A 21,696-nucleotide genomic window follows, 5' to 3' on the forward strand; every position below is an offset into this window, starting at 1 on the left:
TTTTTGTTAATCCACAATTAATTCTCCATCGGCTTGCAACTCATTTAAGCGCCGATATAACCCTTCTCCAGAAAGCAGTTCACTGTGGGTTCCAATTTCGGCTACGCGCCCTTGATCTAAGACGACAATTTGATCCGCTTCTCGAACCGTACTTAAACGGTGGGCGATAATAATTAAAGTGCGAGTTCCCAGCAGCGATCGCATTGCCATTTGAATTGATCGTTCTGACTCATAATCAAGGCTAGAAGTTGCCTCATCAAACACCAATACATCAGGATCAACAATTAAAGCCCTTGCAATGCCTAAGCGCTGACGTTGTCCGCCAGAAAGCCTAACTCCCCGTTCTCCTACCACTGTAAAGTAGCCATGGGGTAATTCGGGTAAAAACTCATCCACACGAGCAATTTTACAGGCTGATTCTACCTCCGAAAAACTTGCCTCAGGATTGCCATAGGTAAGGTTATCTAACAGTGTGCCATTAAAAATATCTACTTCTTGATGAACAATCGCCAGTCGTCGCCGATATCTGGCAACATCTAAGTCTCTTAAATCAATCCCATCAATTGTAATTTGACCTTGATTCGGTTCAAAGTAACGGAATAAGAGTTTAGCAAGGGTACTTTTTCCTGATCCTGATCGTCCCACTAAAGCAACTGTTTGATAGGGTTCAATCTGTAAATTGATATCTTTTAAGACGGGATTATGGGGATCATAGCCAAAACTAACATGATTAAATTCGACTTTTCCTGTAAATTTATAGGGGTTATCTTGGGGAGACTCTAATTCTAAACTGGCAACATCTTTACTGACAGGCATATTATTAAACTCATGGAAGCGCAACATAGAAACATAACGCCTTGCAAAGAGTTCCGCCAGGTTGCTAATCGGGGTTAGTTCTTCATACGCCATACTTGCAACTGTAAACGTTGTAATAAAATGCCCGAGGGAGATATTTCCCTGTATGGTGGGGATTAAAGTTAAAATTAAAACAGCAAATAAGCTCCCTTGCACAATTGTTCGCTGTTTGGTACTCAAACGAACATAGCTTCTGTGAATGCGATAAAGGACAACTTGTAATTCTCGTTGCAGACGTTGTCGTTGCCGTTCCATTTCTTGGGATTCTGTAGCAAAGGCTTTTACAGTTTTAATATTGGTAATAATTTCAGACGTGCGACTGTCTGTGTTTTCCATGTATTGTTCTAGCTTGGCTTCCCGTTCGATAATTCGTTTCAAATCACGGAGACTGTAAATCAGTACACTGAGGAAAGAAATAGCAAAGACGATCGCGATTCGCCATTCAATCAGCGCGATCGCGATAAAAATCCCAAAAACTCGCACTAACTTCGGAATCAGTTGACCAGCGATATCAGGATAAGTCCAAGTATGATTAGCTAAACCGCGGGTAACTCGTCTCGCAATGCGACCGGGGTTATTTTCATCATAAAATTCCAGGGGAAGGGAAAGGATTTTAGCGAAAATGGTTCTGGCGTTTTCTTGACGTGCCCGTAATGGAATTGCCCAATGATACCATTCTGATAACCAAGGCTGCAGCGGCGATCGCGCTACCGTGACAATAAAAATTATTCCCAGTAACACCCCTAGTAATAAAGTAGGCGTAACCGAGACATTGAGAATTTCTGCTACTGTATGACCTAAAACTCTCACTCCTGGATCAATCTGCTGATCGGCTAAGACATTAATAATTTGCCCAATGGCGTAAGGAACTACCAAATCTAGCAGTTGAAAGAAACTCGCCGCGGCGATACTTAATAATGACGCTCGCCAAAAAGAACGATAATATTTAACAATGTCCCAGAAAGAAGCCATAACAGTGGATCATGCAATGATTGGATCTCTTATCCTAGCCTAATGCAATCATTGTTAATTTAGGGAGAGGTTAAAGAAATAGGGAATAAAGAAATGTCGTCATTTGTTGGGTTGCATATTCATAGTGATTACAGTTTGTTAGATGGAGCTTCTCAATTGCCTCCTTTAATTGATCGCGCTATAGAATTAGGAATGGACGCGATCGCGCTTACCGATCATGGCGTGATGTATGGGGCAATTGAACTGATTAAACTCTGTCGATCCAAGAATATTAAACCCATCATCGGTAACGAAATGTATGTGATTAATACCGATGATCTCGAAGCGCCTGGAAAGTACAAAAAATATCACCAGGTTGTCTTAGCTAAAGATACCCAAGGCTATAAAAACTTAGTGAAATTAACCACCCTGTCTCACCTCAAAGGGGTTCACGGAAAAGGCATTTTTGCCCGTCCTTGTATTAATAAACAGTATCTTGAACAGTATAAAGAAGGCTTAATTGTTACCAGTGGTTGTTTAGGGGGAGAAATTCCCCAAGCTATCTTAAGAGGAGAACGCAAGGAAGCACGGAAAATTGCCAAATGGTACAAGAAAGTTTTTGGGGATGACTATTATTTAGAAATTCAAGATCATGGTTCCGCAGAAGATCGGGTTGTTAACACAGAAATTGTCAAAATTAGTGAAGAATTAGACATTAAAATCGTTGCCACTAATGATTCCCATTTTATTTCTTGTAATGATGTAGAAGCCCACGACGCATTAATCTGCATTCAAACTAATAAGTTAATTACTGAAGATAAACGCCTCCGTTATAGTGGCACAGAATATCTTAAATCTGCTGAAGAAATGGCAGAATTATTCCGCGATCATTTATCCAATGCTGTTATCCAAAGTGCTATTGCTAATACCGTCGAAGTTGCAGACAAAATCAAACCCTACAACATTTTAGGTGAACCTCGCATTCCCAATTATCCTGTTCCCAGTGGACACACCGCAGATAGTTATCTAGAAGAATTATCTTGGAATGGCTTATTAGAACGGTTAGGATGTCGCAGTCGTTCTGAAATTCCAGAAACTTATAAAACCCGTTTAGAACGAGAACTCACGATCATGCAAGAACGGGGATTTTCTACTTACTTTTTAGTCGTCTGGGATTATATTAAATATGCGAGAGATAATAACATTCCCGTTGGGCCAGGGCGCGGTTCAGCAGCAGGATCATTAGTTGCCTATGTGTTAAAAATTACTAACATTGATCCTGTGCATCATGGCTTATTATTCGAGCGTTTCTTAAACCCCGAACGAAAATCCATGCCTGATATTGATACCGACTTTTGTATTGAAAGAAGAGACGAAGTTATTGATTATGTCACCGAACGTTATGGAGAGGATAAAGTTGCCCAAATTATTACCTTTAACCGCATGACCTCGAAAGCTGTCTTAAAGGATGTGGCGCGAGTTTTAGATATTCCTTATTCGGAGTCAGATCGCTTGGCAAAATTAATTCCTGTAGCGCGAGGAAAGCCAGCGGAACTAACAACAATGATCTCAGAAAATACCCCCGAACCTGAGTTTAAGAAACTCTATGATACGGATGAAAAAGTCCATCGCTGGGTGGATATGGCAATTCGTATTGAAGGAATGAATAAAACATTTGGTGTTCACGCTGCAGGGGTCGTGATTTCTAAAGATCCTCTAGACGAAATTGTCCCTTTACAAAAGAATAATGATGGGGCAGTGATCACCCAATATTATATGGAAGATTTAGAAGCCCTTGGCTTATTAAAAATGGACTTTTTAGGGCTAAAAAATCTCACCACTATTCAAAGAACTGCTGATTTAATTAAGCAGAATAAAGGAACAGAATTAAATTTAGATCAATTACCTCTTGAGGAAATCTATTCTCGAAAAATTTTAGCGAAAGGAGAAATCAAAAATACGAAACCTCACGACATTACGAAAACCTATGATTTAATTGCTAAAGGCTGGTTAGAGGGCATTTTCCAATTGGAATCATCAGGAATGTTAAAAGTAGTTCAAGACTTAAAACCCTCTAGCATTGAAGATATTTCCTCTATTTTATCCCTCTATCGCCCTGGCCCATTGGATGCAGGATTAATTCCCATCTTTATTAACCGTAAACATGGACGAGAAGAAATCACCTATGATCATCCCATTTTAGAACCCATTTTAGACGAAACTTATGGGGTCATGGTCTATCAAGAACAGATCATGAAAATTGCCCAAGATATGGCAGGCTATTCTTTAGGACAAGCAGATTTATTACGCCGCGCCATGGGGAAAAAGAAAGTTGCGGAAATGCAGAAACATCGAGAAATGTTTATTGATGGCGCAACTAAAAATGGGGTGAAACAGGAAACAGCAGAACATTTATTTGAGCAAATGATTAAGTTTGCTGAATATTGTCTCAGTTATGATACCGAGATTTTAACCGAAGAATATGGCCCATTACCCATTGGCAAAATTGTGGAAGAAAAAATTGCCTGTAATGTTTATACGGTGGATCAAAATGGCTTTATTTACACCCAACCCATCGCGCAGTGGCATCCTCGGGGAAAACAAGAAATCATCGAATACACTTTAGAAGATGGGAGAACAATTCGCGCCACCCCTGATCATAAAATGATGATAGAAACTGGAGAAATGCGACCCATTGAGGAAATTTTCCAGCAAGGATTAGATCTCAAAACCACTGCTTTAACAGGGGAATTAACCCCCAATTACTCCTAACAAGCAACACTCTTTGTCGCTAACTCCAAATCATAAGGAAAGGGAGGGGGTAACGGCTGATAGTCTTTTGGGTGGCTTTCTCCATGTCTAAGCACTGCATTTACTAAAACACAACTTTCAGCGTTGGGGTTAATTGCTGCATGAGGAATACCCGGCGGAATTTTCACTACTTGCGGATAAGAATCACGAAGGGGGATATATCGGTACTTGCGATCTTGTAACACCACTAAAATAAAACTCCCTCTTACCACCAATAACTGATCCGTTTGAAAGTGATGCACAAATAAATTATCCACACTATGCGACGGGATTTCTACTAACATGGTTTCATTACTGGTTTGTGGCGTGTAAAACTGCGACATTCCCCCCTGTATCGAATCTAAGCAATAAACCTCAACTGCTTTCGCTAAACCCATTGCTATCACTCCTTTTTGGCGATCATCTTTAATTTTGACAATTTTTTATTGCAATTTATGACAAAACTGATACAAAATGAGCAATTTATGCTTAAAGATATAGATCGTCATGGGTTTACAAAGGACAAATATGACTTTCCAAATTAACGGCAAATATTCTATAATTAGCCAGTAGTGCGGGTATAGTTCAGTGGTAGAACGTCACCTTCCCAAGGTGAATGTCGTGGGTTCGAGTCCCATTACCCGCTTTAAATTCTGTCAGGCATTAAGTTGAGAGAATTTCGCGATCGGATATCATAAAAGTAACATCTGGAATCAAGTTCCACCCCTGTTACATCATGATCAAACGCTCTTGTAATGCTCTCTTAATTAGTCTTGCTCTATTAACTCTAACCCCTACCATAGCTTGGAGTGAAGTTTCAGAAAAGGAAACTTCTAAAGAAAGGGAAGAAGAAGTCATTACCGAAGACAAGGAAGAAACCCTCGAAGAAAAAATTAGTGAACTTCTCCCTGATCTCAGTGAAGAAGAATCTGAGTATCTAGCCCTTTTAATCAAAGCAGATGAGTATTATCAAGCAGGAGAAAAAGAAAAAGCAGAAGCCCTTTATCGAGAAGCCAAGGTGTCTTTTGACACCGAAACGGTATCGACTTTACGAGACTCTTATTATGAGGAAGACAAACTTCCCCCTGCTGGAAAAGTCTATTGGCGACACGGAAAAGCCGACTTTGATCCAAAACTGAGAACTAAAAGTCTTGCGCCATTACAACATCTAGTAACAGAACATTCTGATTTTATTCCAGGTCATGTTCGCTATGCTGAAGCCTTAGTTTATTTTGAGGAAACAGAAAAAGCCATTAAGCACTTAGAAAAAACGATTTCTCATTATCCCCACGAATTTGAATTAGTTGAAGCTATCCTTCCCCTTTACGAAAAAACTGAACAATGGTTAGATGCCTCTTTCACCGCTCGTCAGTTTGCCCTCCTTAACCCTGAACATAGTAAAGCTGAAGAATTACAAACGATTGCTAATCAGCGTTTAGAACAATATCAAAGCCGATTAAGAGCTAATTTACGGGGGAATGTGTTTGCTAATTTAATTACTGGCGCATTGGGATATGCTTTTACAGGTAGCTTGTTAGGGCCAATTTCTGCCATTGACTCTACCGCTTTATTGTTACGGGGAGAGTCTGGAGTTGGAGAAGCATTTTCTAATCGCTTACGACAACAACTCCCTCTTCTCGAAGATGAGGAGGTTAACGAGTATGTTAATGAAATTGGTAAGACTCTCACAACTTATACGGGAAGGGATGATTTTGAGTATGAATTTCATGTTATTAAGGATGATAACTTAAATGCTTTTGCCCTTCCTGGTGGCAAAATTTTTATTCATGCCGGCGCCATTTTAAATACTAAGTCAGAAGCAGAATTAGCAGGGTTAATTGCCCATGAATTAGCCCATACTGACTTATCCCATGGGTTTCAATTAGTAACAGAGGGCAATCTATTAGCCAATGTTAGTCAATTTGTTCCCTTTGGTCGCACTGCTACCAATTTAATTGTTTTAAACTATAGCCGAGATATGGAGCGAGAAGCAGATGAAATTGGAACGCGCTTACTTGCTAGTAGTCATTATGCAGCGGATGGACTTTATAATTTGATGCTTACTTTAGAAGACAAAAAGCAGGATCGTCCTAGCCCTCCAGTTTGGCTATCTACTCACCCTGAAACCGAAGAACGTATTAATAATATCAAAACTCAAATTATTAATAATAATTATAATCGGTATCGTTATGAAGGGGTGGCAAGACATCAAGCTATGCAAGAAAAAGTTGCTCAAATTCTAGCAGAACATCAACTAAAAGTACAAGAATAAAATGCAGACAAAGAAACTTAATCCGTGGCAATGGTGGGATAAAGAAACTATAACGGCTTGGTTATTTTTAGCTCCAGCTTTATTTTTTTTAGGCGTTTTTGTCTTTTATCCCATTACCTATTTGCTTTACTTAAGTTTTACAACTGGCAGTTTTACTCAAACGGGAGAACAATGGGTGGGGTTACGTAACTACCTGCGTCTGGTGGTTGATCCCGATTTTGGGCAAGTTATTGGCAATACAATTTACTTTACACTTGCTACGGTTATTCCTAGTGTTATTCTTCCTCTGATTATCGCCGTTTTATTGAATCAATCAATTGCCTTGCGAGGGCTGTTACGAACTGTTTATTTTCTCCCTTCTATCATTTCTCTAGTTGCAGTTGGTTTGGGGTTTCGCTGGTTATTTCAAAATCAAGGGCCGATCAATGACTTATTAATTAATTTGGGAGTTGATTCGATTAATTGGTTAAATAACCCAAGTTGGGCGATGCCGGTGTTGATTATTCTCAGCACTTGGCAACAAATTGGCTTTAATATGGTAGTTTTTTTAGCAGGGCTACAAGCAATTCCCCAAATTCGCTATGACGCAGCAGAGTTAGATGGGGCAAATGGCCTGGCGAAATTTCTCTATGTGACGTTACCCGGATTACGCCCCACTTTATTATTTACTACCATTATTACCCTGATTTTTACGCTACGGAGTTTTGAACAAGTTTATGTGGTTACCGGTGGGGGGCCTCTTAATTCCACTAATATCTTAGTTTATTATATTTATGAGGAGGCTTTTGCACGATTTGATTTTGGTTATGCTGCAGCGGCAGCTACGATTTTATTAATGGTAACTTTGGTGTTAGTTTATTTTCAGCTTCGGTTGCGAGTGGATGATTAATTAATTGATGATTGGATAATTTTGAGAACAGTAAAAATGACGGAAGAGTTAATTGAAATTGGGACAATTATTTCTCCTCATGGCATTAAAGGAGAAGTAAAGGTTTATCCTGATTCGGATTTTCCGGAACGATTTGAAACGCCGGGAAAGCGTTGGTTAAAACGGCCTAATGTTGAGGAATTGGAGCTAGTTACCCTCAAAAAAGGGTATTATTTGCCAGGGAAACAGCGTTACGTTTTAACCCTAAAAGAGGTGAGAGATCGTAATCAGGCAGAAGCGTTAAAAAAAAGTAAATTATTTGCCCAAAAGCGCGATCGTCCTCAATTAGCAGAAAATGAATATCATGTGGCTGATTTAATTGATTTAAAGGTAATTGACCAAGAAACGGGAAAATTCCTTGGCACTGTGGTTGATCTTTATTCGGCAGGGAATGATCTCTTAGTTGTGCGGTTAGATGAGCCTTTTTCTGAAGCGTCTTCCTCTTCTAAACAGGTGCTCATTCCTTTTGTCAAAGAGATTGTTCCTGTGGTTGATTTCAAACAAAAAGAATTAAAAGTTAGCCTTCCCCCCGGGTTACTAGATTTAAACGGTTAATTGTCTGGTTCCAAAGTTTCTTTCATCAAAGTTTTAATGGCAGTTGCTACTTGGTCTTGTTCTTGATGAGATAATCCAGGAAACATGGGTAAAGAGAGCACTTCTTGCGCCATTTGTTCACTAATGGGGAAGTCTCCTTTCTCATAGCCTAAGTGCTTATATGCTGGTTGAAGATGGAGGGGAAAGGGATAATAGATCATGGAACCAATGCCCTGTTGTTGTAAGTGAGAGCGCAGCTGATCTCGATATTGTCGGGAAATGCGGATTGTATATTGATTCCAAACGCCTTCTCCCCGGGCTAACTCAGTGGGAAGGAGAATGTTGTCAACTTGAGATAATAAGTCCTGATAGCGTTTGGCAATTTCTCGCCGTTGCTTATTCCAAAATTCAAGATAGGGAAGTTTAATCAATAAAATTGCGGCTTGTAGGGTATCTAAGCGACTGTTCATGCCAATGCTTTCTTGTTTATACTTTTCTCGTTGTCCATGATTGGCTAAGATACGGGCGGTTTTAGCCAGTTCAGGGTTATTGGTGACTAAAGCCCCACCATCGCCACAGCCTCCTAAATTTTTGGTGGGAAAGAAGCTAAAACACCCCACCTCTCCCCAACTACCAACAGGTTGATTTTGCCAAGTTGCCCCCGTGGCTTGAGCGCAGTCTTCAATTACCCAGAGATTATGTGCTTTCGCAATTCTCATTAATTCTGTCATATTGACAGGTTGACCAAATAGGTGAATGGGAATGATGGCTTTGGTATTTTTGGTAATTGCTGTTTCCACTTTTTCAAGATTCAAGTTAAAAGTGGGAGTGGCAATATCGACAAAGACTGGTTTGGCTCCCGTCATTGCAATCACTTCGGCGGTGGCGGCAAAGGTAAAAGGGGCGGTGATGACTTCGTCTCCTTTGCCAATATTGAGAGCACGAAGGGCTAAATAAAGGGCATCGGTTCCGGAGTTGCAGGAAACACAGTGCGTGACCCCGACATTGGCGGCTAATTGGGTTTCTAGGCTTGTGACTGCAGAGCCACCAATGTATTGTCCGGAACTCAGAACGTCTGTAACCGCTTTACTGATTTGGTCGTTAAGGAGATGGTATTGTCGAGTTAGATCAATGGGAGGAATGGCAGTCATTATTATGTTGATTGAGTTAGAGGCAATTGATTGGGTGCTGACAATTGTTTTAATAGGTATTGCCCTTAGTCTATCGCGTTGGCAAAAAATCGGGCTAGAGGAACAGTTATTAGTCAGTGCGGCTCGGTCAATTTTACAGTTAGTGGTGGCTGGATATCTTCTCGAGTTGGTATTTAGTCTGGAAACGGTTTGGGGGGTATTAGGGGTAATTTTGCTGATGGTACTAATGGGAACCTTGGTTACTCGCAATCGCGTGTCGCAAAAACTGTCCCGTTTAGTTTGGATTGCTGGTGGTAGTTTGTTATTAACAACGGGTTTAACCTTGTCTTATGTGATTTTGTTAATGATTCAGCCACCCACTTGGTATGATCCCCAATATGCAATTCCCTTGGCTGGAATAATTATTGGTAGTGCGGTGAATGCAGCGACTATTGCTGGGGAACGGTTAGTGAGTAGTCTCGAAACTCATCGAGGGGAAATTGAAACCCATTTGTCTTTGGGGGCTACCCCTTCTGACGCGATCGCGCTTTATCGTCGTCAAGCGATTCGGGCTGGACTTTTACCCCATCTTAATCAAATGGCATTAGTGGGGATTGTTACTTTACCTGGAATTTTAACGGGTCAACTTTTAGGAGGAGTCACTCCTCTCAATGCCGTTTCTTATCAAATTGTTATTTTATTGGTTCTTGCTTTTGCTAATTTACTGGCAACTTTTTTAATCACGGCGGGAATTTACCGTCAATTTTTTACCCCAGAAGCCCAACTGCGGTTTTAATCGCCTTTGTTCATTCACAAACTATAGTCTCGCAGTAATTCACCAAACAGATGAGAGAATAAACTAGTGAGAAAACACTACCTGCGTGTCTAATAATGGTTAAGACAATCTATCCTATTCAAACGGAAAGCCTAAATTCTCAAGAGAAAGAACTTCATCAAGAACGAGTCATCGCTGCCTTTGATATCGGGACAAATTCTATTCACATGGTAATTGTGAAAATTGATCCCTCGCTTCCAGCTTTTAATATTATTGCTCGGGAAAAAGATACTGTGAGACTCGGCGATCGCGATCCGAAAACAGGATTTTTAACCCTAGATGCGATGGAACGAGCCATGTCCACCCTACAACGGGGTCAAGAATTAGCCCGCAGTTTTAATGCTGAAGAAATTGTCGCTGTCGCAACAAGCGCGGTTAGAGAAGCCCCCAATGGTCGCGAATTCATTAAAACGGTTCGGGAAGAGTTGGGGTTAACCATTGATCTCATTTCTGGACAAGAGGAAGCCCGACGCATCTATTTAGGGGTACTCTCAGCGATGGAGTTTAATGAGAAACCTCATGCCATTATTGACATTGGCGGGGGATCCACTGAGTTAATTTTAGGGAATGGTCAAGAACCGCGCTCATTAAGTAGCACAAAAGTCGGGGCAGTACGCCTAGCTCAAGAATATATTACCACTGACCCGATTAATAATAAAGAGCTAAAATTTCTGCAAGCCTATATTCGGGGTAGTATGGAACGCCCCGTCGAGGAATTAAACGCACAATTATCTCCAGAAGAAACCATTAGTTTAGTCGGAACATCGGGAACGATTGAATGTTTAGCGACGATTCATGCTAAGGAGAAATTAAATAGCAATCCTAATCCACTTCAGGGATATTCTTTTACTACCAAAGATTTAGAAGATATTGTTAAGTTATTAGCTTCTTTGGATGTTAAAAAACGGGCTGATTTACCCGGAATGTCTGACCGACGGGCGGAAATTATTCTCCCGGGAGCAATGATTTTATTGGAAACAATGAAGTTACTGGGAGTTGATGAAATTACGATTTGTGAGCGAGCTTTACGGGAAGGGGTGATTGTTGATTGGATGTTAACTCATGGTTTGATAGAGAATCGCCTGCGGTATCAAAGTTCAGTGCGCGATCGCAGTGTAATTCACATTGCTCAAAAGTATCAGGTTGATCTTGATTATAGTCAGCGAGTTGCTAATTTTGCGCTTAGTATATTTGATCAAACTCAAGGAAAATTACATCAGTGGGGAAGTTGGGAACGAGAACTTTTATGGGTAGCGGCGATTCTTCATAATTGTGGTTTTTATGTTAGCCATGCCGCTCATCATAAGCATTCTTATTATCTAATTCGTCATGCGGAATTATTAGGATTTACAGAAAATGAGCTAGAAATTATCGCTAATATTGCTCGCTATCATCGTAAAAGTAAGCCAAAGAAAAAACATGAAAATTACCAAAATCTTCCTGATAAAAATGCTCGTAAATTTGTTAGTGAAGTAAGTGCCATTTTACGATTAGCAATTGCCCTTGATCGCCGACAAATTGGAGCAATTACAGCCTTTAATTGCTATTATAAGGAGGAGGAAAAAGAATTACATCTAGAATTATTTCCTAAAGATAAAAATGATGACTGTGCTTTAGAGTTTTGGAACTTAGAACAGAAGAAAGGAATTTTTGAAAACCAATATGGTGTAAAAGTAATTGCTTATCTATCCGTCTAAGCCATAAAACCAAATGATCAAGAAAGGGGTGATAATCCCTTGAATTAAACTTAGGGGTGCGCCGAAACGGGTAAAGTCTGCGAAACGATAACCTCCTGGGCTGTAAACCATAGTGTTGGTTTGATAGCCAATGGGAGTCATAAAGCTATTAGAAGCAGCAAAAGTAACCGTAAACATCACTGCAAAAGGGTTTAATGTGAGAGATTCTGCTACTTTGGCAGCAATGGGGATCATTAAAATAACTGACGCATTATTAGATAAGACTTCTGTAAGTATGGTAGTGGCAAAATAGAAAAAGACTAATACCCAAAATCCTGAAAAATTATTACCAATAAAGAGAAGTTGATTAGCTAGCCATTCTGTTGCCCCAGAATTTTCCATTGCAATTCCCATGGGAATTAAACCAGCCAAAAGAAAGATAACATCCCAACGAATTGCCCCATAAATTTCTCCTGGTTTTAAACAACCTGTAAATACCATGACGGCAACTCCCGTTAAAGCACTGACTAAAATAGGTAAAATATTAAAAGCAGCAGTTACAATAACTCCTAAAATAATTGCCACTGCGATTGGTGCTTTGTCTTCTCTTAATCCTTCCCGACTACTTTGTTCAATGACTAATAATTCTCTCGTGGTTTGAAAACCAGCTAAACTTTCTCTTGGCCCCTGAACTAATAATAAATCCCCAAAACGAAGGGGAACTTGCCCCAAACGATCGCGCAATACGTCTTCTCCTCGCCGAATTGCTAGCACCGTTGAATTATATCGTTGACGAAAGCGTAATTCTTTTAAGGTTGCTCCCACTAGACGGGAATTAGAGAGAATTAAAACTTCTGCAATTCCTTCTTCATTATCGGTTAATTGTGAAGTAATATTATTATCTTGAAATTTTACATCAGGGAGAATATCTAATCCTTTTTCTTCACGAATCCGTAATAACTCTTCTTTAGAACCGCGCACTAATAAAATATCCCCTGCCAGCAAGACTTTATCCGCTAAAGGTTGAGAGAAATGAATCCCATCTCTAATAATTTCTAAAACATCAATATCAAATTTTCGTTGCACTTCACTAGAACGAAGGGTTTGTTTAATTAAATTAGAGCGAGGAGAAATGACTAATTCGCTAACGTAATCTTTTAATTGATAGCTATTTTCAACAGATCCATTATTTGTTGGATTACGCTTGGGTAAAAGCCATGTCGAGGCAAAGGAAAGATAAATTAAACCAACAATAAATTTGATTAACCCCACTTCTGTAAATTGAAAGAGCCCAAATTCACCATAACCTAATTGCTGAGAAATACTACTCGCTAAAAGATTAGTCGAAGTCCCAATTAAAGTAACTGTCCCCCCTAGAATTGCGGCATAAGATAAGGGCATCAGCATTTTAGAAACAGGGATATTTTGCTTTTTGCACCAATTTTCAATAACGGGGATAAAGACAGCAACCACTGGGGTATTGTTAATAAAAGAGGCAACTGAGCCAGCAAGTCCACCCATGACAAAAATTTGTCGAGAACTATTTTTACCACCCCATTTAAGTAACCAGTCTCCAATAATTTGAATTGCCCCTGTTTTAGAAATTCCAGCACTCAAAATAAACATTGCCATGACAGTAATAGTTGCGGGATTACTAAAGCCAGAAATTCCTTCTTCTGGGGTGACAATTCCCAGTAACATTAAGACAATCGCAACTACGAGAGCCGTAAAATCTACAGGAAACCACTCGAATGCAAAACAAATAAAAGCAACAATTAAAATTAGGAGTGTTAGCGCGATCGACATATCAGTTTATTGGGGTTAATTAGTATTGGTTATTAAATTAAGCGCGATCTAATGCTCGATATTGAATGGCTTCCGCAATATGAGAGGATTGAATTGTCTCTTCTTCTGCTAGATCAGCGATCGTACGCGCAACTTTCAAAATCCGATCCATTGCCCTCGCAGACAGTCCTAACTTGCGAATTGCATTTTCTAACAAAGTACGGCTGGTATCATCGAGTTGGCAATATTTTCGTAACTCCTGACTTTGCATTTGGGCATTGTAAGTAATTGTATTTTCTTTGTCAAAGCGATGACGCGCCATTTCCCTAGCACGAATGACTCTTTTTCTAACAACTTCTGAGGGTTCTCCTGTTCCCTGTTTAGTCATTTCTTCTGGCTTTAAACGGTTAACACTCACTTGTAAATCAATACGATCCATCAGTGGCCCTGATAATTTTGCCCAATACTTTTGTCTCACATAAGGAGAACAACTACAAGCCTGAATCGGATCGCCATAATAACCACAAGGGCAAGGATTGGTACTGGCAATTAACGTAAATCCTGCAGGAAAAATAACCGATTGACGAGTGCGAGAAACGGTAACATATCCATCTTCAAGAGGCTGACGGAGAAATTCCAAAACATTACGCTTAAACTCAGTTAACTCATCTAGATAAAGAATCCCCTTATGGGCAAGAGAAATTTCCCCAGGACGAGGAAAACTCCCTCCTCCCACTAAAGCTGGCCCTGATGCGGAATGATGCGGACTCCGAAACGGTCTTTCCCTAACCAGTGATCCTCGATTTTTCAAAAACCCTGCCACAGAATACACTTGTGAAACTTCTAAGGCTTCTGCAAAAGATAGAGGTGGTAAAATCCCAGGTAAGCGTTTCGCCAGCATTGTTTTGCCACTGCCCGGTGGCCCCACTAAAATGAGATTATGCCCCCCAGACGCAGCAATTTCTAGGGCGCGACGAGCATGGGCTTGCCCTTTGACATCTTTTAAATCAGCACTAATCGCGTTTTCTTTAGCCAGTTCTTGCTTGGCATTCAATTTTATCGGCTGATGCTTTTCTGGTTGGTTCAGAAATTGAGCCACTTCTGAAAGGTGCTTAAAGCCATAAACCGTGAGTCCCTCCACTACAGCCGCTTCTTGAGCATTATCAATCGGAACAACAATTCCTGCCATCCCTATTGTTTTCGCCGTGGCTGCGATGGGTAAAACGCCAGAAATTGGTCTTAAACTCCCATCTAAAGACACTTCCCCTAAAAATAAGTGATCCCCTAATAAACTCCCATCTACTTGTTCTGAAGCCGCTAACATTCCCACACTAATGGGTAAATCAAAACTTGGTCCCTCTTTCCGTAAATCAGCAGGAGTCAGATTAATCACAATTTTCCGCATAGGAAAAGCAAAGCCTGAATTTTTCAGGGCCGCTTTGACCCTTTCCCGTGATTCCTGTACTGCTGTATCTGGAAGTCCCACCACAACAATTGCAGGGAGTCCTCCTGCAACATCTACTTCTACTCCCACTTTGACCGCATCTATCCCGACAATCGCAGCACTCCAAATCCTAGCAAGCATCTTTTTTCCTCAATTCTTTTTGCCAGTATAATGCGGTTTAGGGATAAAAGAAGTTAAAAAAAAACAAACCCCCCGTAAAGGGGGGAAAGAAAAAACCTGGCACCGAGCTATTTTCCCAGACAGTCACCCGTCAAGTATCTTCGCCGCTGCAGCGTTTCACTACCGAGTTCGGGATGGGTCGGAGTGGTTCCACTGCGCCTTCAGCACCAGGAAATGCTGTGGGTTCTGAAAGCAGAACCTTCAAGACTGCATGTCACCAAGATTAATGAGGTCAAGCCCTCGGTCGGTTCGCACGCTTTGGCTTCATCTGTTACCAGACTTCCACCGAGCGCCGAATAAACAGGTGTTCTTCCTGTGACCTTACTTCCTTTGCGGAATGAGAGCACTCATCTTGAGGTGGGCTTCCCACTTAGATGCTTTCAGCGGTTATCCGCTCCGCACTTGGCTACCCTGCGTTTACCGTTGGCACGATAACAGGTACACCAGCGGTGCGTCCTTCCCGGTCCTCTCGTACTAAGGAAGGCTCCTCTCAATGCTCTTGCGCCTACACCGGATATGGACCGAACTGTCTCACGACGTTCTGAACCCAGCTCGCGTACCGCTTTAATGGGCGAACAGCCCAACCCTTGGGACCGACTTCAGCCCCAGGTTGCGATGAGCCGACATCGAGGTGCCAAACCTCCCCGTCGATGTGAACTCTTGGGGGAGATCAGCCTGTTATCCCCAGAGTAACTTTTATCCGTTGAGCGACGGCCTTTCCACGCAGGGCCGTCGGATCACTAAGGCCGACTTTCGTCCCTGCTCGACTTGTCAGTCTTACAGTCAAGCTCCCTTCTGCCTTTGCACTCTGCGGCTGATTTCCAACCAGCCTGAGGGAACCTTGGCGCGCCTCCGTTACCTTTTAGGAGGCGACCGCCCCAGTCAAACTGCCCGCCTGCAGCTGTCCCTTCCCCGGTTTACGGGTGAAGGTTAGAATTCTAGCTGAACCAGAGTGGTATCTCAAGGATGGCTCCAGTTTCCCCACAAGGAAACTTTCTTCGCCTCCCACCTATCCTGCGCAAGCTCAGCCCGAACCCCACTTCAGGTTACAGTAAAGCTTCATGGGGTCTTTCTGTCCTGGTGTAGGTAGTCCGTATCTTCACAGACACTCCTATTTCGCCGAGTCTCTCTCCGAGACAGCGCCCAGATCGTTACGCCTTTCGTGCGGGTCGGAACTTACCCGACAAGGAATTTCGCTACCTTAGGACCGTTATAGTTACGGCCGCCGTTCACTGGGGCTTCGGTTGCTAGCTTCGTCCCGAAGGACTAACCAACTTCCTTAACCTTCCAGCACTGGGCAGGCGTCAGCCCCCATACTTCCTCTTTCGAGTTGGCGGAGACCTGTGTTTTTGGTAAACAGTCGCCTGGGCCTCTTCACTGCGACCAGCTCTCGCTGGTACCCCTTCTCCCGAAGTTACGGGGTGATTTTGCCGAGTTCCTTAGAGAGAGTTTTCTCGCGCCCCTTAGTATTCTCTACTTCCCCACCTGTGTCGGTTTCGGGTACAGGTAGTCTGAGTTTTTGGTGCTTCGGGCTTTTCTGGGGAGTCTGATTTGTCTCACTTCCTCGCCGTAGCGAGTCGGTCTCACGCCTTAGCTCGGGGTGTTTTCGCCACCCGTCTTCACCTTCGAACGCTTGCACCCAGTTTTCCATCCCTGGGCTGAGTTAAACCTTCTCCGTCCCCCGACACCAACTCACACTAGTACGGGATTATTCACCCGTTGTCCATCGACTACGCGTTTCCGCCTCGCCTTAGGTCCTGACTAACCCTCCGCGGACGAGCCTTCCGGAGGAACCCTTGGGGTTTCGGGGCTTTGGATTCTTACCAAAGTTTTCGCTACTCAAGCCAACATTCTCACTTGTTAAGCGTCCACACCTGCTTGCCGCTAGTGCTTCTCCCGCTTAACAACGCTCCCCTACCACTCATATTGAGTCCACAGCTTCGGTAGATGACTTAGCCCCGTTCATTTTCGGCGCGGGAACGCTTGACCAGTGAGCTATTACGCACTCTTTTAAGGGTGGCTGCTTCTAGGCAAACCTCCTGGTTGTCTTTGCGTTCCTACCTCCTTTTTCACTTAGCCATCATTTGGGGACCTTAGCTGGTGGTCTGGGCTGTTTCCCTCTTGACGATGAAGCTTATCCCCCACCGTCTCACTGGCGACCTCGCCACTGGTATTCTGAGTTTGCCTCGCTTTGGTACCGCTTTCGCAGCCCGCAGCGAAACAGTGCTTTACCCCCAGTGGGTTGTTGTCGCTGCTGCGCCTAAACGCATTTCGGGGAGAACCAGATAGCTCCGAGTTCGATTGGCATTTCACCGCTAACCACAGCTCATCCGCCAACTTTTCAACGTTGGTCGGTTCGGACTTCCACTTGGTACTACCCAAGCTTCCTCCTGGCCATGGTTAGTTCACCCGGGTTCGGGTCAATTGCTGGTGACTTACGCCCTTTTCAGACTCGGTTTCCCTTGGGCTTCGCTGTTTCCAGCTTAACCGGCCACTAGCAATTACTCGCTGGCTCATTCTTCAACAGGCACGCGGTCAGACGTTTAATCGTCCTCCCACTGCTTGTAAGCTAACGGTTTCACGTTCTTTTTCACTCCCCTCGCCGGGGTTCTTTTCACCTTTCCCTCGCGGTACTGGTTCGCTATCGGTCACACAGGAGTATTTAGCCTTACCAGGTGGTCCTGGCTGATTCACTCGGGATTTCTCGTGTTCCGAGCTACTCGGGATACAGCTGGGCAGGTCTGGTTTTCAACTACAGGACTTTTACCTTCTCTGGTGCAGTTTTCAGCTGCTTCGTTTAACTTTTCCTGTCCCGTGATGCTGTCCCTCTACCCCAGCTACCGCAGTAACTGGTTTAGGCTTTTCCCCGTTCGCTCGCCGCTACTAGGGGAATCACGGTTGTTTTCTTTTCCTACAGCTACTAAGATGTTTCAGTTCACCGCGTTGGCTCGTGTCTGCCTATAGATTCAGCAGACCGTTCAAAGGGGTTTTCCCATTCGGACACCTACGGCTCAATGCTTGTTTCCAGCTCCCCGTAGCGTTTCGTCGGTTACCACGTCCTTCTTCGCCTCTGTGTGCCGAGGGCTCTACCGTTAGCTCTTTGTAGCTTGACCTCGGTCTTGATTTGTGTCTTGGTGACTATGCAGTTTTCAAGGTTCTGGTCTGGACAAGCGTCCAGCAGTTGTTGAGCAGTCAACAGTGCTGAAGCTTGCATGGAGGTAAGCGGACTCGAACCGCTGACTCCCTGCGTGCAAGGCAGGTGCTCTACCAGCTGAGCTATACCCCCGCTATGGGCTATCCTGGACTTGAACCAGGGACCTCACCCTTATCAGGGGTGCGCTCTAACCAGCTGAGCTAATAGCCCCTTCCAAACCTAGATGGAAAAGCCTTCCACGACCGACCTTAGGAGTGCTAGATGTCTCTCTTACTTCTTTTTCAGAGCTGACTCTAGAAAGGTCTCCTTTTAAGGAGGTGATCCAGCCACACCTTCCGGTACGGCTACCTTGTTACGACTTCACCCCAGTCACCAGCCCAGCCTTCGGCGCCCCCCTCCATACGGTTAGGGTAACGACTTCGGGCTTGGCCAGCTTCCATGGTGTGACGGGCGGTGTGTACAAGGCCCGGGAACGAATTCACCGCAGTATGCTGACCTGCGATTACTAGCGATTCCTCCTTCATGCAGGCGAGTTGCAGCCTGCAATCTGAACTGAGGCCGAGTTTGATGGGATTCGCTTACTCTCGCGAGCTTGCTCCCCTTTGTCCCGACCATTGTAGGACGTGTGTTGCCCAGAGCATAAGGGGCATGCTGACTTGACGTCATCCTCACCTTCCTCCGGTTTGTCACCGGCAGTCTCCCTAGAGTGCCCAACTTAATGCTGGCAACTAAGGACGAGGGTTGCGCTCGTTGCGGGACTTAACCCAACATCTCACGACACGAGCTGACGACAGCCATGCACCACCTGTGTCCGCGCTCCCGAAGGCACTCTTCCCTTTCAGGAAGATTCGCGGCATGTCAAGCCCTGGTAAGGTTCTTCGCGTTGCATCGAATTAAACCACATCCTCCACCGCTTGTGCGGGCCCCCGTCAATTCCTTTGAGTTTCACACTTGCGTGCGTACTCCCCAGGCGGGATACTTAACGCGTTAGCTTCGGCACGGCTTGGGTCGATACAAGCCACGCCTAGTATCCATCGTTTACGGCTAAGACTACAGGGGTATCTAATCCCTTTCGCTACCTTAGCTTTCGTCCCTGAGGGTCAGGTGCGACCCAGTAGAGCGCTTTCGCCACCGGTGTTCTTCCCAATCTCTACGCATTTCACCGCTACACTGGGAATTCCCTCTACCCCTGTCGCCCTCTAGCGCACCAGTTTCCACTGCTCTACCGGAGTTAAGCTCCGACCTTTAACAGCAGACTTGATGCGCCCCCTGCGGACGCTTTACGCCCAATAATTCCGGATAACGCTTGCCTCCTCCGTATTACCGCGGCTGCTGGCACGGAGTTAGCCGAGGCTGATTCCTCAGGTACCGTCAGGTCTTCTTCCCTGAGAAAAGTGGTTGACAGCCCAAGAGCCTTCTTCCCACACGCGGCGTTGCTCCGTCAGGCTTTCGCCCATTGCGGAAAATTCCCCACTGCTGCCTCCCGTAGGAGTCTGGGCCGTGTCTCAGTCCCAGTGTGGCTGCTCATCCTCTCAGACCAGCTACCGATCGCTGCCTTGGTGAGCTCTTACCTCACCAACTAACTAATCGGACGCGAGCTCTTCTTCAGGCGGAAACCCTTTTCACCTTTCGGCACATTGGGGATTAGCCGTCGTTTCCAACGGTTGTCCCCATCCTGAAGGGAGATTCTCACGCGTTACTCACCCGTCCGCCACTAAGCCTTCTAGGCTAAGCCTAAAAGGCTTCGTTCGACTTGCATGTGTTAGGCACGCCGCCAGCGTTCATCCTGAGCCAGGATCAAACTCTCCATTTTGATGAGTTTTTGGCTCGATTTTTGGTTATGCTTTCACCGTTGCTTAACTCGTAAGTCTGGCTTCGGTGTCAGCAGGGTTTAGATAATAATTTGACGTGGATGCTTTAACTATCTAGTAGTTAACGCTTGGCTTTTCCAACTATTAATTTGTCTAGGTTCAGAGGGCTCGCTATGGGGCGCGTTTCACCGCTTCCCTTTCGAGCGCATTAACCAATATAGTGTGGATTTCTGGAAGTGTCAACCCTTTTTCTAAATTTTTTTCTACTTTTTTTCTTTTCCTTGGTTGATGGGGGGTCTAGCCTCTCAAAAATGTAAAATTAAAGGGCAAGGTAGTTTATAAAGACAAATAATTATGGTGATGCTTCCGCCTAATGTGGTTTTAGAACCCTTATTTCGAGAATGGCTACGAGAAGATATTGGACGAGGCGATCGCGCTACTGGTGCTATTACGGCAAACAATAATCCTGTACAGGAAGCAGTTTGGATGACTAAGCAAGCAGGGGTAATTGCTGGACTCCCTTTTGCAGAGAAAATTTTTAGCCTTCTTGGGAAAATTGATTGGCAACCACAAGTTACAGAAGGAAGTTTCTGTGAAAACCAAGTTAAACTCCTCCGTTGTCGCGCTGGTACCGATACGCTATTAACAGGGGAAAGGGTGGCGCTTAATTTAGTGATGCACTTGAGTGGCATTGCTACACTCACCCATCACTACGCGGAAAAAATTGCTGACTTACCGACACAATTAGTTGATACGCGAAAAACGACCCCAGGGCTAAGACTGCTGGAAAAATATGCCACACAAGTAGGAGGGGCAATGAATCATCGTTTTGGTTTAGATGATGCAGCCATGATTAAAGAAAACCATATTCAAGCGGCAGGGGGAATTACTAGCGCGATCGCGCAGTTACGGTCTAATCTACCCTATCCTTTAACCATTGAGGTAGAAACCACGAACGCCACAGAAGTAGAAGAAGCAATCGCCTCTAATGTGGATATTATTATGCTTGATAACATGGCTTTACCCTTAATCCGAGAAATGGTGGATTTAATTAAAAAGAAAAACTCAGCCATCAAAGTGGAAGCCTCAGGCAATATTAACCTGAATACCATTCGTGAAATCGCCGAAACTGGTGTTGATTATATTTCTACGAGCGCACCAATTACCCAAGCTAGTTGGCTAGATTTAAGTATGACGCTTGTCTAAGCAGAAACAGAGAATGTTATGATAATATTGGTTTCCGTGTTTGGGTGCGTAACTCAGCTGGATAGAGTAGCGGACTTCTAATCCGCCTGTCGCAGGTTCGAGTCCTGCCGCACCTGTTTTTTTCCTCGCTACACAAAACAATCAT

Annotated in this window: 12 protein-coding genes, 4 tRNA genes and 3 rRNA genes; 9 read left to right on the plus strand and 10 right to left on the minus strand. The window is 43.7% G+C overall.

The genetic code is table 11. The features are described 5' to 3' along the window. Positions 1 to 6: 6 nt before the first annotated feature. Positions 7 to 1,827 (minus strand): ABC transporter ATP-binding protein, encoded by a 1,821-nt coding sequence (locus tag FRE64_RS01860; protein WP_146294405.1) that lies wholly within the window; start codon positions 1,825 to 1,827, stop codon positions 7 to 9. A 93-nt stretch (positions 1,828 to 1,920) separates the two neighbouring features. Here FRE64_RS01860 and FRE64_RS01865 point away from each other — a divergent pair, with 93 nt between their 5' ends. Next, complete coding sequence (locus FRE64_RS01865) at positions 1,921 to 4,578, plus strand: DNA polymerase III subunit alpha (protein ID WP_146294406.1); 2,658 nt, start codon at positions 1,921 to 1,923, stop codon at positions 4,576 to 4,578. On the opposite strand, the gene FRE64_RS01870 is transcribed toward FRE64_RS01865, so the two are convergent. Beyond that, a complete protein-coding gene (locus FRE64_RS01870; protein WP_146294407.1) occupies positions 4,575 to 4,994 on the minus strand; it encodes a cupin domain-containing protein in 420 nt (139 codons plus the stop codon). The genes FRE64_RS01865 and FRE64_RS01870 overlap by 4 nt on opposite strands. 176 nt (positions 4,995 to 5,170) lie before the next feature. On the opposite strand from FRE64_RS01870, the gene FRE64_RS01875 reads away from it, so the two are divergent. The 4 genes from FRE64_RS01875 (at position 5,171) to rimM (ending at position 8,351) form a co-directional block, all read left to right on the plus strand. Continuing rightward, positions 5,171 to 5,242 (plus strand) — tRNA-Gly (locus FRE64_RS01875). A 90-nt stretch (positions 5,243 to 5,332) separates the two neighbouring features. After that, complete coding sequence (locus tag FRE64_RS01880; protein ID WP_146294408.1) at positions 5,333 to 6,868, plus strand: M48 family metallopeptidase; 1,536 nt, start codon at positions 5,333 to 5,335, stop codon at positions 6,866 to 6,868. A gap of 1 nt (position 6,869) precedes the next feature. Beyond that, a complete protein-coding gene (locus FRE64_RS01885) occupies positions 6,870 to 7,757 on the plus strand; it encodes a carbohydrate ABC transporter permease (RefSeq protein ID WP_146294409.1) in 888 nt (295 codons plus the stop codon). A gap of 36 nt (positions 7,758 to 7,793) precedes the next feature. After that, entirely contained in the window at positions 7,794 to 8,351 is a 558-nt protein-coding gene (gene rimM / locus FRE64_RS01890; RefSeq protein WP_146294410.1) for a ribosome maturation factor RimM, read from the plus strand. Here the strand turns inward: rimM and FRE64_RS01895 are convergent. Beyond that, positions 8,348 to 9,481, minus strand: coding sequence for a DegT/DnrJ/EryC1/StrS family aminotransferase (locus FRE64_RS01895; protein WP_146294411.1), 1,134 nt, complete (start codon positions 9,479 to 9,481; stop codon positions 8,348 to 8,350). The two genes, rimM and FRE64_RS01895, sit on opposite strands and share 4 nt — an antisense overlap. Here FRE64_RS01895 and FRE64_RS01900 point away from each other — a divergent pair. After that, entirely contained in the window at positions 9,471 to 10,256 is a 786-nt protein-coding gene (locus tag FRE64_RS01900; protein ID WP_390622253.1) for an ABC transporter permease, read from the plus strand. The genes FRE64_RS01895 and FRE64_RS01900 overlap by 11 nt on opposite strands. A 95-nt stretch (positions 10,257 to 10,351) precedes the next feature. Next, on the plus strand, positions 10,352 to 11,992 hold the full coding sequence (locus tag FRE64_RS01905; RefSeq protein ID WP_146294412.1) for a Ppx/GppA phosphatase family protein: 1,641 nt from the start codon (positions 10,352 to 10,354) through the stop codon (positions 11,990 to 11,992). Here FRE64_RS01905 and FRE64_RS01910 read toward each other — a convergent pair. The 7 genes from FRE64_RS01910 to FRE64_RS01940 all read right to left on the minus strand — a co-directional run bounded on the left by FRE64_RS01910 (position 11,981) and on the right by FRE64_RS01940 (position 20,347). Further along, positions 11,981 to 13,777 (minus strand): SLC13 family permease, encoded by a 1,797-nt coding sequence (locus tag FRE64_RS01910; protein WP_146294413.1) that lies wholly within the window; start codon positions 13,775 to 13,777, stop codon positions 11,981 to 11,983. The two genes, FRE64_RS01905 and FRE64_RS01910, sit on opposite strands and share 12 nt — an antisense overlap. A 37-nt stretch (positions 13,778 to 13,814) precedes the next feature. Further along, positions 13,815 to 15,341 (minus strand): YifB family Mg chelatase-like AAA ATPase, encoded by a 1,527-nt coding sequence (locus FRE64_RS01915; protein ID WP_146294414.1) that lies wholly within the window; start codon positions 15,339 to 15,341, stop codon positions 13,815 to 13,817. Positions 15,342 to 15,435: 94 nt separating this feature from the next. Continuing rightward, positions 15,436 to 15,552 (minus strand): 5S ribosomal RNA (gene rrf, locus FRE64_RS01920). Positions 15,553 to 15,608: 56 nt separating this feature from the next. Continuing rightward, positions 15,609 to 18,493 (minus strand): 23S ribosomal RNA (locus tag FRE64_RS01925). Positions 18,494 to 18,593: 100 nt separating this feature from the next. Continuing rightward, a tRNA-Ala gene (locus FRE64_RS01930) sits at positions 18,594 to 18,666 on the minus strand. 4 nt (positions 18,667 to 18,670) lie between these two features. Then, a tRNA-Ile gene (locus tag FRE64_RS01935) sits at positions 18,671 to 18,744 on the minus strand. A gap of 100 nt (positions 18,745 to 18,844) precedes the next feature. Next, a 16S ribosomal RNA gene (locus FRE64_RS01940) occupies positions 18,845 to 20,347 on the minus strand. Together the 16S, 23S and 5S rRNA genes with 2 tRNA genes alongside form the textbook arrangement of a ribosomal RNA operon. Positions 20,348 to 20,705: 358 nt before the next feature. Between FRE64_RS01940 and nadC the strand changes: the two genes are divergently transcribed. Together nadC and FRE64_RS01950 are read left to right on the plus strand one after the other, a co-directional pair. Further along, positions 20,706 to 21,551, plus strand: a complete 846-nt coding sequence (gene nadC, locus FRE64_RS01945) for a carboxylating nicotinate-nucleotide diphosphorylase (protein WP_222597882.1) — start codon at positions 20,706 to 20,708, stop codon at positions 21,549 to 21,551. A 42-nt stretch (positions 21,552 to 21,593) separates the two neighbouring features. Next, positions 21,594 to 21,667: transfer RNA gene (locus tag FRE64_RS01950), tRNA-Arg, on the plus strand. Positions 21,668 to 21,696 lie beyond the last annotated feature (29 nt).

The sequence above is a fragment of the Euhalothece natronophila Z-M001 genome (assembly GCF_007904085.1).
Taxonomy (GTDB): Bacteria; Cyanobacteriota; Cyanobacteriia; order Cyanobacteriales; family Rubidibacteraceae; genus Halothece; species Halothece natronophila.